General features: G+C 64.2%; 6 protein-coding genes. All 6 read left to right on the forward strand.

What is annotated here, in order from left to right:
• The first annotated feature begins 194 nt into the window (after positions 1 to 194).
• The 6 genes from H4F90_RS02735 to pglZ are packed head-to-tail and all read left to right on the forward strand — an operon-like array spanning position 195 to position 16,570.
• Positions 195 to 554: a helix-turn-helix domain-containing protein gene (locus H4F90_RS02735; RefSeq protein ID WP_182661248.1), complete on the forward strand. Its 360-nt coding sequence runs from the start codon at positions 195 to 197 to the stop codon at positions 552 to 554.
• Positions 555 to 4,778 carry a BREX system serine/threonine kinase PglW gene (gene pglW / locus H4F90_RS02740; protein ID WP_182661250.1) on the forward strand — a complete coding sequence of 1,408 codons (4,224 nt, stop codon included), beginning with the start codon at positions 555 to 557 and terminating at the stop codon, positions 4,776 to 4,778. It abuts the gene before it with no gap.
• A gap of 22 nt (positions 4,779 to 4,800) precedes the next feature.
• Positions 4,801 to 8,601: a BREX-2 system adenine-specific DNA-methyltransferase PglX gene (pglX, locus tag H4F90_RS02745; RefSeq protein ID WP_235971920.1), complete on the forward strand. Its 3,801-nt coding sequence runs from the start codon at positions 4,801 to 4,803 to the stop codon at positions 8,599 to 8,601.
• Positions 8,598 to 10,085, forward strand: a complete 1,488-nt coding sequence (locus tag H4F90_RS02750) for a Fic family protein (protein ID WP_182661251.1) — start codon at positions 8,598 to 8,600, stop codon at positions 10,083 to 10,085. Before pglX ends, H4F90_RS02750 begins: the two co-directional genes overlap by 4 nt.
• A 39-nt stretch (positions 10,086 to 10,124) precedes the next feature.
• Complete coding sequence (locus tag H4F90_RS02755) at positions 10,125 to 13,841, forward strand: DUF6079 family protein (protein ID WP_182661252.1); 3,717 nt, start codon at positions 10,125 to 10,127, stop codon at positions 13,839 to 13,841.
• Positions 13,838 to 16,570 carry a BREX-2 system phosphatase PglZ gene (gene pglZ / locus H4F90_RS02760; protein ID WP_328700808.1) on the forward strand — a complete coding sequence of 911 codons (2,733 nt, stop codon included), beginning with the start codon at positions 13,838 to 13,840 and terminating at the stop codon, positions 16,568 to 16,570. The genes H4F90_RS02755 and pglZ overlap by 4 nt, the downstream gene beginning before the upstream one ends.
• The last annotated feature ends 9 nt before the right edge of the window (positions 16,571 to 16,579 follow it).

A 16,579-nucleotide genomic window follows, 5' to 3' on the forward strand; every position in this document is an offset into this window, starting at 1 on the left:
CCGCGACCCGGGGCGATGCGATCCAACATCGCCAGACGGGGCATGCCGCAGATCACAGCGGTGCCGGTGCCGGTCAGGTGGGCCGCGTGTCGCAAGTCGGCCAACTCGGTCTTGGCTAGGAAAAGTCAATAAAAACAAGAATTTGGATGCCAACGGCCGCGACTGCATGCGCGGGACTGAACTTCACCAAAGTCATGCGCCAGACCATCCCGTCGGCCAGCAGGCCTGGCGCCGTTGGCTGCGAACAACCGTTACGGAATCCCATCGACATGCTATCCTGCGCAACACCCCGGCACAAGGTGGATGCATTGATCCGTTCCAATTTGTTTGCTCTGATGCGCCAGCGCCAGCTGAAGGCGGCGGAGCTCGCACGTGCTGCTGGCGTCAATCGCAGCGCCGTGACGGCTCTTGCGAACAATCGTGCAAGCCGCGTGGAGCTGGCGACCCTGGAGCGCCTCTGCATCGTGCTTGGTTGCCAGTTGGCCGAGCTGTTGGAGATCGTCCCCGACAGCGAATCGCAAGCCGGTGCAACGGTGCGAGACGGAGGAATCTAGATGCCCATGGGCCCGACGCGCTGGCAGGCGGTTTCCCAGTCCCAATTTGCGTGGGAACGCGAAGCGCTGGACTGGCTTCGCGGCAACTTGCCTGACCGCGAGCCTTGGCATGCCTGGACAAACTTCGAGTTCATTGACGAGGAAGGGAAGGTCAACGAAGTCGACGCTTTGATCCTGACGCCGGCCGGGCTCTTTCTCATCGAGATCAAGAGCAGGCCTGGCGTCGTATCGGGCGATGCACACACGTGGTCGTGGGTCACTGATGGCCGCGAGCGGGCCTACGACAACCCGCTGATCCTGGCCAATCGGAAGTCGAAGCGGCTCGCCAGCTTGCTGCGTCGCCAGTCAGCAGTGCTCAAGGCCAAGGTGAAGCTGCCATTCGTCGAGCCGCTCATCTTCCTGTCCGCCACCAGCCTCAACTGCAAGCTCACCGGCACGGCCCGGTCCGGTACCTTCCTTCGCGGGCAGCCGGGTAGCGAGTCGGACCCCGGCATCATCGGCGCGCTGCACAACGGCACTGGGAACATCCGTGATCTCCAGCCTGGTCGTGTCGATCAGCAGCACGCCCGCGTCTTGGCTCGAGCCATGGCGGAGGCGGGGATTCGGCCGTCCAACAAGCACCGCAAGGTCGGCGACTACCAACTGGGCTCATTGCTGTCGGAGGGCGCGTCGTATCAAGACTGGGAAGGCACCCACGCGGCGATGGACGCGGTGCGCCGCCGCGTTCGCATCTATACCGTTGCTGCTGCGGCCACCGCCGAGGCTCGCAAGTCGCTGGTGCGCCAGGCACAGCGCGAATTTCAGATCCTCGAAGGCATCGACCACCCGGGCATCGTCAAGGTCAAGGACTACCAAGACACTGAACTTGGCCCAGCACTGATCTTCGATCACGACCCCAAGTCGATCCGACTGGACTTCCTGCTCCATGAGATGGGCCAGTTACTCAGCGTGGATCAACGCCTGCAGATCGTCCGTGACCTGGCCGAAACCCTGAAGTACGCGCACCAGAAGCGGCTGTACCACCGCGCCTTGTGCCCGCAAAGCGTGTTGGTGCAAGACGTTGCAGGCGCCACGCCGCGGCCGCGCATCATGAACTGGCAGACCGGCACGCGCGAAGGCACCCAGAGCAGCGACACAGTCGATCCGGCTCGACGCACGGTGGGCGGCACCATGCACGTCGAGGAGTACGTGGAGGATCCTGGCCTGGTCTACCTGGCGCCAGAGACCTCACAAGCCGAGGCTCAGCATGGCCCCAGCCTGGACGTATTCAGCCTGGGCGCGATCACGTATCACGTCTTTTCTGGCCGCCCACCCGCAGGGTCGGTGTTGGAACTGGCGGAGAAGCTGCGCATCGGGCAAGGCCTTCGGCTCTCCGATGTGTTGGACGGCTGCGGCGAGCAGCTGCAAGACCTCATCCAGTACAGCACCAACCCCGACGTGATGGGCCGCTACGGCACTGTCGACGAGTTCCTGCAAGACCTTGACAAGGTCGTCGATGAACTCACGACACCTGAGCCCGAAGCCACCGTCGACCCAGCTGAAGCCAAGCCCGAAGAGCGCATTGAAGGCGGCTTCACCGTCGTCCGCAAGATGGGCCGGGGCTCGTCAGCCGACGTACTTCTGGTCCGTGTTGATGGCAACACCGAAGAGATGGTGCTGAAGGTCGCGCTCGATGCGAGTCTCAACGACCGCCTCACGGCGGAAGGCGAGGCACTCTCCAAGCTGCGTCATCCCAACATCGTCGAGTGGCAGCGCACGCTCACCGTGAATGGCCGCACCGCGCTGTTGATGCGCAAGGCCGGTGACACCACGCTGTCGCACCGGATTCGGGAGGAGGCACGCCTTTCGCTGGACCTGCTGCAGCGGTTCGGAGAGGAGCTGATCCAGGCAGTCGACTACCTCGACCAGCAAGGCGTGGCCCACCGTGACATCAAGCCCGACAACATCGGCATGTCACAGGCTGGCACCAAGGGCAAGCTGCAGTTGGTGCTGTTTGACTTCTCGCTCACCCGAACCTCGCCCGAGAACATCTCCGCCGGCACGCATCCGTACCTAGATCCCTTCCTTTCCCTTCGCAAGCCGCCGCGATGGGATCTGCAGGCCGAGCGCTTTGCCCTGGGTGTCACGCTGCACGAGATGGTCACAGGCCTGCTGCCTCGGTGGGGTGATGGCAAGACGCAGGCATCGATGCTCGATTGCGAAGCCACCTTGGCCACCGAGCGTTTCGACCCCTTGCTGCGCGAAGGCTTCGTGGCCTTCTTCGCAAGGGCGCTCAACCGCAATCCGCTGAAGCGCTTCGACAACGCAGAGGAAATGCTGCGGGATTGGCGCCGAGTGTTCGAGGCCGCAGCCGCCACGAGCCAGCAGGCATCGGACCCCTTCGAGGCCGTAGCGCGCCTGGCCACGGCCAACACCAACATGGCCGAGCTCGGCTACAGCGTGGAAGCTCAGAACGTGCTCGAAGCCATGGCGATCCACAACGCCCGCGAGTTGCTGGCCGTAGACCGCGTGCGGTTCCGCTACCTTCGCGGAGTGGGCGACAAGGTCCGCAAGGAGATCCGCCTCAAGGCCAAGGCGCTTGCCGCGATCCGGCCCGACTTGGTGCAGGGACGCCCGACGTTGCACGAGGCAGAGGAAGACACGTCGTCTGCAGGTGCCAACAGCGTCAACGAGCTGGCCGCGCAACTGCTGCCTCGCCGCCCGGCCGGTGACGACCGCGCCGAAGAGGCCGCCCTGGCCGTCTACCTCGGCCTTGAAGAGGCTGAAGGATCGACCTTGTGGACGCCACTAGGCGTCGCTGCATCCTCACAGTCCATTGACCGCAGCGATGCCTCTGAATCGCTCCTCAGAGCCCGCGAGCGCTGGCAGAAGACGCCCCCGCTCACCGAGCTGCGCAACCACTTCGAAAGCCTGCTGTCGACCCAGGGCGGCGTGATGACCGTGCCTGAGCTGGCGTCGGCACTGCTTGCGATGCGCGGCTGCGCTTCCCAGGACGACGCAGAGCGTGCGCGTCTTGCAACAGCCGTGGTTCGCGCTTGCTGCGAGGCCGAGGCGAGCATGAAGGCCCCACGGTTTCAGGAGTACGAGCACCAACCCATGCCGCTGATCGCCGTCTCCGCCGAGCTGGCCGAGTACGCGCGGCGCCTCGGCAGTTCTGCTGACGCCTGCGCTCAGGCAGAGCCTTTGCTGACACCGCAGCGCGCCCTGGAGACGTTGGAGTCCGTTCTTGCACCGCCGGCCAACGCTGCTCTTTCCTCGCAGCGCCTGCTGCGTTTGGCCACCGCGGCATCACAGCGCGCGGCACTGTCCAGCCGGCAAGAGATCTACCCGCGTGGCATGGCGGCATCGCTGGCATTGCGGCAGTCTCTCGGTGCCCTGATGGGCGTGCGCTTCCTCAAGCTGAAGGACGTGCAAGACCGTGTGGCCGGCCGCTACCCGGAAGCGCAGCCGCTTCCGCCCCGGCCGCTGCTTGACACCATGCTCAGCGATGTCGGCGCACTTTTGGTCTGGCGCGACGATACACCGGCGGGGCCGGGCTACGTGCCATCCACGCAGGCGCTCGGGGTATCGGCAGGCACCACCACCCAATACTCGCGTGCCACCACGGCGATCGAACGTAATGGGCCCGCGCCCGACATCAGCGCCGAGGAGGCGTCGGCGCCAGCCATCGAGGCGCAGAAGCTCGAAGACCGTCTGGCCTATGCACAGAAGGCCGGCGGTTTTCTCGTGCTCACCGTCGAACCCCGTCTTGCTCACCATGTTGAAGCCGAACTCCTTCGTCGGTTCGGCCGCCAGAGGGTGAGTTTCGACACACTGATGATCAAGGCACTGCGCCAGCAGGCTGATGCCCTCAAGGTGAACTGGAACGTGGTCCTGCTGGCCGATGGCGCCGCTCCGACCAGCGCCGATTGGGGCCGCCTGATGCGCCTGGTTCACAAAGCACTGCCGCAGGTGAAGCAGGCCCTGCTTGAAGCCACTGCCCCTGTGCTGTTGGTCAATTCGGGGCTGATCGCCCGCTACGGCCTCATGCCTCTGATCGACGACCTTCGTGATGAAGTCGGACGACCGGGCAAGCTCAGTAGCTTGTGGATGTTGCTGCCGATGGCGGCTACAGGGCTGCCCACCATCGACGACGTGCCTGTCCCGGTCATCACCTCCACGCAGTGGGCGACTGTTCCCGTCGCATGGGCCAAGAACCTGCACCGCGCGGCATCGCCCGCGTGAACTCACCGACTGACCCAATTCGATGGTTGATCCCAAAGTCCTGCTCGCCGACCTGACTCGCCTGCTCAAGCGGCTGGAAGACGATCTGCGCGAGCGTGCCCTCAGCCCCACCAGCGAAGTGCCGCAGCTCCGCGGTCAATTGAAGGCCGAGTGGCAGGCAGCGCGTGACGCCGAACGCACGGCGGAAACTTTCGAGTCCTGGGCTGAGCAAGTCATCACGCAGGCAGGGGTGCACTGGCTGCTGAGCTGTGTCTTCCTGCGCTTCATCGAAGACAACAAGTTGGTGGATCGGCCTTGGCTCAGCGGAACTCCGGATTCGGGCCGACTGGCGTTGGCGCGCGATCGGCATGACGCGTACTTCCGCGTTCACCCGCATGAAAGTGATCGCGAGTACCTGATCTCGAGTTTCCGAGAAGCAGGCCGGCTTCCTGGGCTGCACACATTCTTTGATGAGGCACACAACCCAGTGTTCCGTCTGGGCATCAGCGGCTACGCAGCGATTGAGGTGCTGCAGTTCTGGCGAGAGGTTTCCGCTGATTCGGGTGCGCTGATTCGAGACTTCACGGACCCTACTTGGAACACACGCTTCCTCGGCGACCTCTACCAGGACCTCTCCGAGGCCACGCGCAAGCGCTACGCGCTGCTGCAGACGCCCGACTTCGTCGAGGCCTTCATCCTCGACCGCACGCTCACCCCGGCCATTCGCGAGTACGGCCTGAGCGAGGCGCGGATGATCGACCCCACCTGTGGCAGCGGCCACTTCCTCCTAGGCGGCTTCTATCGCCTGGTGGACGCCTGGGCGCGTGCCGAGCCTGGCCGCAACCGGCGCGACATCGCGCAGAAGGCGCTGGACGCCGTGGCCGGCGTGGACCTGAACCCGTTCGCGGTGGCCATCGCACGCTTCCGGCTGTGGATCGCGGCACTGCAGGTGAGCGACGTGCATCGGTTGTCGGAGGCGCCCGACTTCAAGCTCAACGTGGCTATCGGCGACAGCCTGCTGCACGGCACCCGCTTCGGCCTGACCGTCACCGAAGGGATGTTCGAGGGCACCGAGCACTACGCAGGCACTGGGCTGGCGCATGCCTACGCCAGCGAGGACTTGAAAGAGGTCAACCGCATCCTCGGCCTCCAATACCACGCAGTGGTGGGCAACCCGCCGTACATCGTGGTTGAAGACGCGAGGCTCAACGGCGCCTATCGGAAGCGATACGCGAGTTGCCAAGGGCAGTATTCCCTGGGTGTGCCGTTTACGGAGCGCTTCTTCGACCTGACTCTGCGGGGCCGGGGCGGGGGGCATGCCGGATACGTCGGGCTGATCACCACCAACTCGTTCATGAAGCGCGAGTTCGGTCCAAAGCTCGTCACTGAGGTTCTACCTGCGTATGACCTCACTCACATGATCGACACCTCGGGGGCCTACATCCCGGGTCACGGCACGCCGACTGTCATTCTTCTAGGGCGAAATCGCACACCTGTGGGCGACCTGGTTCGCAGCGTCCTTGGCATCAAGGGCGAGCCGTCGACACCGGAGGATCCTGCGCTCGGGAGTGTGTGGACCTCCATCCTCGAGGCGACAGACAGGCCGGGGTTCGAGAACGACTTCGTCAGCGCGACGGACATGCCCAGAGCCAAATTCGAACGGCATCCGTGGCGAATTGGGGGCGGTGGAGCGGCCGAGCTCTCGGACCTGCTTGACGAGCGCTTTCCAGCCCGGTTTCCAAGGGGTACCGTCGTTTCTGGGACAGGTAGAACTAGTGCCGACGAGGCATTCGTAGTCCCCGCCTCCGTACCCACGCGCCTCCAGTTGGAAGCTTCAGCCTTTGGTTCCCTTGTCGAAGGAGACATGGTCCGGGATTGGAGTCTCGGCGCAACTGAAGTGGTCTTCGCGCCATACGGAGATGCCGGGCTTGTGCCCGCGGACAAGCTACCGCGAGCGATGCGGTGGCTCTGGCCCCAACGCACTACGCTGGGGAGTCGGGTGACGTTTGGACGTACGACCTACCTCGAGGAGGGGCGTCCTTGGTGGGGCTGGCACCAAGTAACTGTGGACCGGCTGCGCTATCGCTATGTCCTGGCTTTCGGAGAGATTGCCACCCACAACCACTTCGTCCTGGACCGCGGTGGCAAGGTCTTTAAACAGACGGCGCCAATGATCAAGCTTGCCACCGGTAGCGGTGAAGATGAGTACCTGGGGCTGCTCGGTCTGCTCAATTCGTCGGTGGCGTGCTTCTGGTTGAAGCAGGTCTGCTTCCCGAAGGGCGGCGACAGCGTCGGCGGCGAAGGTGCGCGCGTGCGTAAGACTCTCTGGGACGAGCGCTATGCCTTCAACGCTACCAATGTGGCCGAGTTTCCGCTCGCCCCTCATCGACCGCTGACGCTGGCCCGGACACTCGATACGCTCACGCGCGACATCGGAGCCTGCCTGCCCGCGGCGCAGCTTTGCGGCGCGGGGGAAGGCGCTCAGCCGCTGCCTACCCGTCAGGGCCTGGATGCGATGCGGGACCGCGCCGCTGGCCTGCGCCGTGAGGCGGTGGCTTGGCAGGAGGAACTCGACTGGACTTGCTACGCACTCTACGGCTTGTTGCCCGACGATGCCGAAGACCTATGCTGCGCCGCCCAGCCGCCCGACGTGCGCTTGGGCGAGCGCGCCTTTGAGATAGTGCTCGCCCGTCGCGTTGCTGCCGGACGCGAGACGACCGTCTGGTTCGAGCGTCACGGCTCTACGCCCGTCACTGAGATCCCTGCGCATTGGCCCGAGGACTACCGCAAGGTCGTCCAGCGCCGCATCGCCCTGATCGAGCGCGACCGCAGCATCGCTCTGATCGAACGGCCCGAGTACAAGCGCCGCTGGAACACGCCTGCCTGGGAAGACCTGGAGCGCGCCGCACTGCGCGGCTGGCTGCTTGACCGCCTGGAGGCCCCGCACCTGTGGCCGGCCAGTGCGGACCAGCCGCCACAGCTCACCACCGTCAGCCGCCTCGCTGATGCGGTGCGCAATGACGCCGGTTTCATGCAGATCGCCGAGCTGCACGCGGGCCACGCCGGCTTCGACATCGACCAGGTCGTGGCCGAGCTAGTCGCCGACGAGGCCGTGCCATTCCTACCCGTGCTGCGCTACAGCGAGACGGGCCTGCGCAAACGTGCGCAATGGGAAGCTACCTGGGCGCTGCAGCGGCGCGAGGACGTAGTCGATGCCGAGGTGCTGGCACAGGAAGCCCCCGGCTGGCGCGCCGAGCTCACCACCGAGGCTCGCACGCGCTTCGACCTGGGCGCCGAGGCGCTCCTCACTCCCGAGGCCGAGGCGTGGGTCGAGAAGCGCTTGGCGGAAGAGGTTAAGCGCTACCAGGACGAGCGCAAAGCCGAGGAAGTGGGTCGAATTCCTGTGCCGCCTAGGTACAAAAAGGACGACTTCAGGTCAGCGAGGTTCTGGGACCTCCGAAAAGGCCTGGACGTGCCCAAGGAACGCTGGGTCAGCTACCCCGGCTGCGAGCGCGGCGCCGATGGCAGCCTGCCCATTGCCTGGGCGGGATGGAACCATCTTCAGCAGGCGATGGCCCTGGCCTCTTACTTCATCGACATGAAGGAGCGTGAAGGCTGGAGCCCCGAGCGTTTGCAGCCGTTGCTGGCCGGCCTGCTCGATCTGGTGCCCTGGCTCAAGCAGTGGCACAACGAAATGAACCCTGACTTCGGCGCCCGCATGGGCGACTACTACGAGAGCTTCGTTGCCGATGAGGCGCGGGCCCTGCAATTCACGTTGGACGATCTGCGATCCTGGAAGCCAGCAGCTCAGCCAGCACGGCGAGGCAGAAGGAGGACGACATGACGACCCCACAAGGAAGCAGCCTTGTCCACCATGCATGGAGTCCGATCACAGACCTGCCGGAAGATGTTTCAGGCATGGTCCAGGCAGACCTTGGACACTTGGCGCAGGTTTGGAGCGAACAGGCGGTCCGCCTGAGAGGTTCCCCGGCATTGACTCGTTTCAATGACCGGCTGCGGCGCGAGTGGGCCATCGAAACAGGAATCATCGAAGGCCTGTACTCTCTGGATCGGGGCATCACTCAGGTGCTGATCGAACGTGGGATCGAAGCAAGCCTCATCCCGCATGGAACAACCGACAGGCCCGTCGCCGAGATCATTCCCATACTTCGGGACCAAGAGGCCACGCTGGAAGGCCTGTTCGACTTTGTCGCGCAGCGCAGGTCGCTCTCCACCTCGTACATCAAGGAACTGCATCAGCAGCTGACCCGGACCCAGGAGTACACGGACGGCATTGATGCCTTTGGCAACGCGGTACAGGTCCCCCTGATTCACGGCGACTGGAAGCCGCAGCCGAACAATCCAACTCGTCGTGATGCAACTGTCCACGAGTATTGCCCGCCTGAGCATGTGGCCTCGGAGATGGACCGCTTGGTCGCTTTGCACGCTGAGCACGAGGCCAACCGCGTGCCGCCAGAAGTCTCGGCCGCGTGGCTTCACCATCGATTCACTCAGATTCACCCCTTCCAGGACGGCAACGGTCGAGTTGCCCGAGCCATCGCGTCGCTTGTCTTTCTGAAAGCTGGTTGGTTCCCGCTTGTGATCAACCGTGATCAGCGAGATGAGTACATCGATGCGCTCGAAGCTGCGGACGACGGTGATCTGCGTCCGCTGGCCACCTTGATCGCAAGAGTACAGAAGCAGGCGTTCATCCGTGCACTGAGCCTGTCCGAGGACGCACTCCGTCAAACAGAGCCGCTCGCGCATGTCATCGCTCAAGCCGCAGATCGAATGCGGCAGCGCAGGTACGCCGAAGTGCAGGAAATGCAGTCGCAGGCATCCGCACACGCAGACAACCTGGTCGGACTGGCGGAGCAGCGGCTTCAAGAGCTCAGTACACAGCTGATCGCGCAGCTGCGGGAAATCGATCCGGGCTATCGCAGTTCGGTGAAGCGAAGTGACGCGAATACAGACCACTACTTCAAACATCAGATAGTCAAGACTGCCCAGCAGCTTGACTACTTTGCCGACACGCGAACTTATCGCGCATGGGTTCGCTTGCGTATTCACGAAGACCGTGAAACGGATGTCGTGGTGGCCTTCCACGGTCTTGGAACCAAGTTCGTTGGCATCATGGCAGCGTCGGCCTTTCTCGAATATCGAGACCGGACCGACGGCCAGACCACAACAGATGGCCCCTACTTGGTCAGTGAAGAGGTCTTTCAGTTCGCCTACCGCGAGCCCGTTGATGACCTACGTCTTCGATTTGATCAATGGATGAGTCGCGTTGCCCTGGTCAGCCTGGACATCTGGCGCCGGCAGCTCTGATCCCAGGACCTTCGGGCTACCGCAGAAAGCACACACCGCATGACACTGATTCGAGAACTGATCGCCATCCCAGAGCAGGTGCACCAGGGCGACTTCGTCTTGAAGCTGGCCGACGGCGTCACGCATGCAGAAGCGACACTGCGCGACTACGTCGTGACCCGCCAACTCAATGAGTGCTTCAACGACGCGCTGACCTTCATCAAGCAGGCCGTGCAGGGAGGTACCAGCAAGGCGGCGTACCTGCACGGAAGTTTCGGCGCCGGCAAAAGCCACTTCATGGCCGTGCTGAATCTGCTGCTCGACAACAACGTTTCGGCGCGCTCCATGCCGGAGCTGGCCAACGTGGTGGCCCAGCACAACGGGTGGACTCAGGACCGCAAGTTTCTGCTGGTGCCGTACCACATGATCGGCGCACGCAGCATGGAGTCGGCCATCCTGGGTGGCTATGCAGAGTTCGTGCGCCAGCGGCATCCCGATGCACCCGTTCCGGGCTTCTACCTGTCTGAGCGCCTGTTCGAAGATGCGGTGCGGATGCGCAAGCGCAGCGGCGACGAGGCCTTCTTTCGGGACCTGAACGCGGGATCGGGTACGGGGAGTGGTGGTGACAGCGGCTGGGGCGACCTGAGTGGCGGGTGGGACGCTGCCTCATTCGAGGCCGCGATGCTGGAGCCGCCGAGTGGCGACGATCGCGTGCGACTGGTGGGCGACCTCATCAGCAGGTTCTTCACGGCCGTCGCCGATGTGGCGGAGAGCCGTGGCGAGGCCTTCGTGCCGCTGGACGACGGGCTCAGCATCATGAGCCGTCATGCCAAGGCGCTCGGCTATGACGCGGTGATCTTGTTCCTGGATGAACTGATCCTGTGGCTGGCCAGCCGGGCGGCAGACGCAAGCTTTGTGAGCAGCGAAGGCACCAAGCTCGTCAAGTTGGTTGAGGCCGGGAATGCGGATCGGCCGATTCCGCTCGTGAGCTTTGTGGCCCGGCAGCGCGACCTTCGAGAGCTGGTGGGGGAGAATCTGGCCGGATCGCTGCAACTGCAGTTCAGCGACTCGCTGCGGCACTGGGAAGCACGATTCCACACCATCCGGCTCGAGGACCGCAACTTGCCTGCGATCGTCGAGAAACGCGTGCTCAAGCCGGTATCGGAGGCTGCGCGGCAGACGCTTGGCAATGCCTTCGACGAGTTCCAGCGGGTCAGGCCAGAGGTCTGGAACACGCTCCTCACCGAGACTGCGGACAAGGAGATGTTCCGCAAGGTCTACCCGTTCAGCCCGGCACTGGTGCAGACCTTGATCGCCGTGTCGGCTGCACTGCAGCGAGAGCGCACGGCGCTCAAGCTGATGCTGCAACTGCTGGTGGATAGGCGTGACGACCTGGAGCTGGGCCAGATCATCCCAGTAGGCGATCTCTTCGACGTGATTGCCGACGGCGACGAGCCGTTCTCCGAGGCGATGCGGATCCACTTCGACAACGCCAAGCGGCTGTACAAGCAGAAGTTGCTGCCCCACCTGGAGCGGCAGCACGGTGTGACCTGGGAGAACATCCGCATCGGCGATGCGGATCCTGCCAAGGCCCGCATGCTGCGCAACGACGCGCGGCTGATCAAGACGCTTCTGCTGAGCGCTCTGGTGCCCGAGGTGGAGTCCCTGAAGGCATTGACGGCGCAGCGCCTGGCAGCGCTGAACCACGGCACGATCAGGTCTCCCATTCCGGGCCGCGAGACCCAGGACGTCCTGCGCAAGTGCAAGGAGTGGGCTGCCGACATCGGCGAGATCAAGGTCACCGACGATGCCAACTCGCTGATCTCGATCCAGGTCACGGGCGTGGACATCGAGCCCATCGTGCGTGGCCCGGCAGCGTCCAGCGACAACCCGGGCAACCGACGGCGCCGAGTGCGCGAGATGCTCTTCGAGCAGCTTGGCGTGACCGACACCAATGACATGTTCGCCACCTACCCCGTGCTGTGGCGTGGTACGCGGCGCGAGGTGGAGGTGCTGTACGAGAACGTGCGCGAGATGTCGGACGAGAAGCTGCGTGGGCGGCCCGGCACCTGGACGGTGGTGATCGACTTTCCGTTTGATGACCAGAAGTACACGCCCGCAGACGATTTGGCCAGGCTGGCGGCATACCACGGGGATGACACGCAGACGCTGGTGTGGATGCCTTCGTTCTTCAGTGCGAAGGCCCAGCATGACCTCGGCCGGCTGGTGGTGCTGGACTACATCCTCACAGGCGAGCGATTCAACGACCTGGCCTCGCACTTGGCGCTGGTGGACCGCGGGCCGGCGCAGGCGTTGCTGCGCAACCAGCGTGATCAGCTGCAGCAGCGCGTTCGGCAGTACCTGGAAGTGGCCTACGGCATTGCAGGCGATTCGCGCGATGCCGTGGTCAACCCCTTGGCACCTGAAGACCAGTTCCGCTCGCTGGACCAGACCCTGACCCCGCTGCCGCCGGTGGGTGCGAACCTGAAGTCTGCGTTCGAAGCGCTGCTGGATCAGCTGTTCAGGCATCAGTACCCAGCGCACCCGGTCTTTGACACCGAGGTGAAGCTGGCTGCGGTGAGGAAGGTCTGGCCCGAGATTGAGCGTGCCGTCGCATCCAGCGATGGGCGGGCCTTGGTCAGTGACCGAGTGCTGAGGCAGGTCATCCGCTCGATCGCCGACCCGGTACAGCTCGGTAAGACGGGTGAGACGCACTTTGTGCTGGGTGACCACTGGCGCTCGCACTTCTTGCGTGAGCAAGCCAAGGAAGGCGCCGCGTTCACGGTGGCGAATCTGCGCCGCTGGATGGACCAACCGTTGGCGATGGGTCTGCCCGCAGAGGTGCAGAACCTGATCATCCTGACCTTCGCTGGGCAAACAAACCGGCGGTTCGTGAAGGGCAATGTTCCCTACGCCCCGGGCATCGACCAGATGCCTGATGAGCTGGAGCTTCGAGAGCAGACACTGCCTGAGCAAGCGGATTGGGACGCAGCTTGCAAGCGAGCGGCGTCGCTGTTCGGTCTGACCATTCCCACGTCGCGGAACGCCAGCAACGTGGCCAAGTTGGTCGAGGACGTGCAGGTCAAAGCCCGTGAAGCTCGCGAGCCGATGGTCAGCCTCGTCAAGACCTTGAACGAGAAGTCAGCACTGTTCCCGACCGGCGGGGCCAATCATCGGCTTCAAACTGCGCGGTCCGCCATGGCGTTGGTGGCCAGCCTTGTCAGTGCAGATGGCGCTGCCGTCGTCACCGCTCTTGCCCAGGCCACGATTGAGACTTCTGACGTGGCGATGCGCCAAACCTTGGCCAAGGCCCGTGAGCTGGACGAGGCGGCGCGCACCGCAGCCTGGGAGATCTTTGAGGCCATGAAGGCGCTGGCCGACGACCGGCAAGTGGCGGGAAGAGCGATCGTCTCGAAGGTGGGTGAGGCAGTTGCCGCCGATGAGCACGCGATTGGCCTGAAGGCAGCCCTGGATGATCAGCGTGGCAAAGCGGTTCGGCTGCTGACCGCAGCGCCGCCCCCGCCGCCGCCGCCGGCTCCCGGGCCAACACCGGGCGGCCCCGTGTCGCCACCGCTCCCTCCCGCGGGGCAGGCGCCGGCGACACCTGGTGGCGCAGCGCCCAGGCCGCCGGTGGTCGTTCAGGAGTCTGCCGCGGCTGACCTTGCAAGTGCGCAGGCGCTCGCCCTGCTAGACGACTTGCACGCAAAGCTGGACAGCGATACGGAGCTGCGGCTTTCCATCTCATGGCGGCTGGAGAAGCCGGGAGGAAGCAAGTGACCGTGGTTGCCGGCCCCTTGTCGTTGCCGCAGATCGAGGCTCAGGCACTCGCGGTGCTGGACCGTGCCAGCGATGCCAGAGTGATCGCGATCCAGGCCAAGGCGAAGGCCGCGTGGCCGGAGTCCATCACATTGGCGGGTCGGGCGTTCCAGCTGCGATGGTGCGAGAGCCCATTGATGGCGCGTGAAGCTCTATCGGCCCTCGAAGAATCGGGGGACGGCCAGGAGGCGCGGGGGCTCATCTTGCTGACGCCGATGGCTTCTCGCGACTTGGGTGGCGATGTCATAGCCCGACTGGCGCGCACTCAGGTCTTTCAGCCCGACGCATGGGGCATGGTTCAGCAGTTGTTCAAGGCTCGCGAGATCGATGCGCGGTTGAGCCGCTTTCGATGGATGGCACAACTGCTGGTAGAGCGAGCCAGCATGGGTGCCTATCCGCCGGTGCCAAACGGCTTTCTGGACTTGGACACCGCTTGGCGGCACACCCTGAGCCGGTGCCTTGCGTTGGAGGCTTCTCGGCCTGATGCGGCGATGCTGTTGAACTGGTCGCTCGGCACCGACTCCGCAGGAGTGTTTGCCGATTTGCCCGACGCCGCGAAGCCGCAGATCTCTGCATGGCTAGGTGATTCGGCCGGTGCCGTCGGCACGCTAGTCATGCGTTGCGTAGTGGCCGGCAATACCCAGGATGCCGTGCCGCTCGGGCTGGTTTGCGGCGTTGTTCTGTCTCCTCAAGGTGAGGGCGTTCACGAGCTGGCGGCTGCTGCGATTCGGCTCGAACGATTCATGGGCGACAAGCGAATCGGCATTGCAGACGGGCGTCTATGGGCCGCTGACGCGGCGAAGCTGCTCAGTGCCAATGCGTTGACTCCCTTGACGCCTGCTTTGCGCCACGGGGTGAATGAACGTGCCGAGGCTTTGCTGCGCGACTTGCATGTGGACGCCTACGCGCACCTGAGCGATGTACTGCCGCTCGGCTTGGAACAACGGCTTGGGCTGCTGGCCGAAGCACTGAAGGCCTTCATCGCTGATCCATCGGCGGCACTTCTCCAGTCGGTTGAGCGTGCCGCCAGCTCGGTTTCGACCCACGCGTACGCCGATGCAGCGAGCACACGCATGCTGCGCGTGAAGATGGCGGTTCGCCTGTGTCGGTGGATGGTCACCGAGCGGCCAGACGGCAAGGGCCGCAGTACCCGAGCCGCGACGGGATTCGCCGCGCTTGCCCAGGCCTATGCACGTGAAGGTGCGTTTGTTGACTGGGCCCGGTTCAAGCTCATCGGCGGCGACGACTTGCCGGGTCTTTCCGCGGCTTTCGTTTCGCTGCGAGACGCGGCGCGTCGGAAGGCCGAAGAGTTCAACGCGGCCTTCGCACAGGCCCTCCAGGTGTGGAACCGTGAGCCGAGGGCAGAGCCTGCATGCATGCCGGTCGAAGCGGTCAACGAGCGACTGATTGCCCCCCTGGCACAGCAGGCGCCAGTGCTGCTGTTGGTCGCAGATGGCTTGAGCTACAGCATCTTCCGCGAGCTAGGCGAAGACCTGGAGGCGCTGGGGTGGGACGAACACATTGTCGGTCCGACACCGACGTTCGCGGTGGGTGTTGCTGCCCTTCCAACGATTACCGAGGTGAGCCGTACCAGTCTTCTATCGGGACGCTTGGTCGTCGGAGCGGCTGCGCAGGAGAAGCAGGCGTTCTCGAGTCATTCGGCACTCGTGGCGGCATCTCGGGCAGGCGTGGCGCCAGTCGTTTTCCACAAGGGTGAACTTTCGGACTCTGAGGGCTTGTCATCGCAGGTCCGGGACGCCATCGCTTCACCACAGCAGCAGGTGGTGGCGGTTGTCTACAACGCCGTGGACGACCACTTGAGTGGTTCAAACCAGATCCACGTGCGATGGACTGTCGACGATCTGCGGTTGCTGGGGCCATTGCTGAGCGAAGCGCGCCGGGCACGGCGGGTCGTTGTCATCACTGCCGATCACGGTCATGTGATCGACGATGGCACCGTTCAAAGAGGTCACGGCGACGGAGATCGCTGGCGTCTGCCTTCGGGGCCGCTGGATGGGAGTGAGTTGCTGTTCGAGGGCGGCCGCGTGAAGACCGCAGCCGGAGACGCTGTGGTTTGCTCCTGGTCGGAAGGTGTTCGCCACGGCGCCAAGAAGAACGGCTATCACGGGGGAGTCTCGGCACAGGAAGTCGTCGTGCCCTTGAGCGTGTTCACGCCGCGGAACATGACGCTCAAGGGTTGGCAGGTGGCCGCAGCCCCCCAACCTGATTGGTGGTCGCCCCTGGAGGCTGCAGCGCAACCGTTGGCGCCCGAGGTCCCGGCGTTCTCTCGCAAGCCACCGAGGCCGAAGCCCGTGGCATTGCCGCAACCTGACCTGTTTGGGGCGGCAGACCCGGTGGCCCCTCCGGCGCCGGGGGTGCACTGGATTGACGCGCTTCAGGCCTCGCCAGCCTACATGGCCCAGAAGGCGCTTGCCGCACGCGTGGCACCCGCCGACGCTGACGTACGAGCGTTGCTGGATGCTTTGGCAGCAAGAGGTGGGAAGCTTTCCAAGGCAGCGCTCGCGCAGCGTCTGGGCATGCCTGCCATGCGCATCAGCGGCTTCGTCAATGCTGCGAAGCGTGTTCTGAACGTCGACCAGGCCGCGGTGCTCGTTCTCGATGAGACGGCTGGCACTGTTGAACTGAACAAGGAACTGCTTGCCCGACAGTTTCGGGTGATGGTGCGGTGAGGGCCACAA

The sequence above is a fragment of the Aquariibacter albus genome (assembly GCF_014145335.1).
Lineage (GTDB): Bacteria > Pseudomonadota > Gammaproteobacteria > Burkholderiales > Burkholderiaceae_C > Aquariibacter > Aquariibacter albus.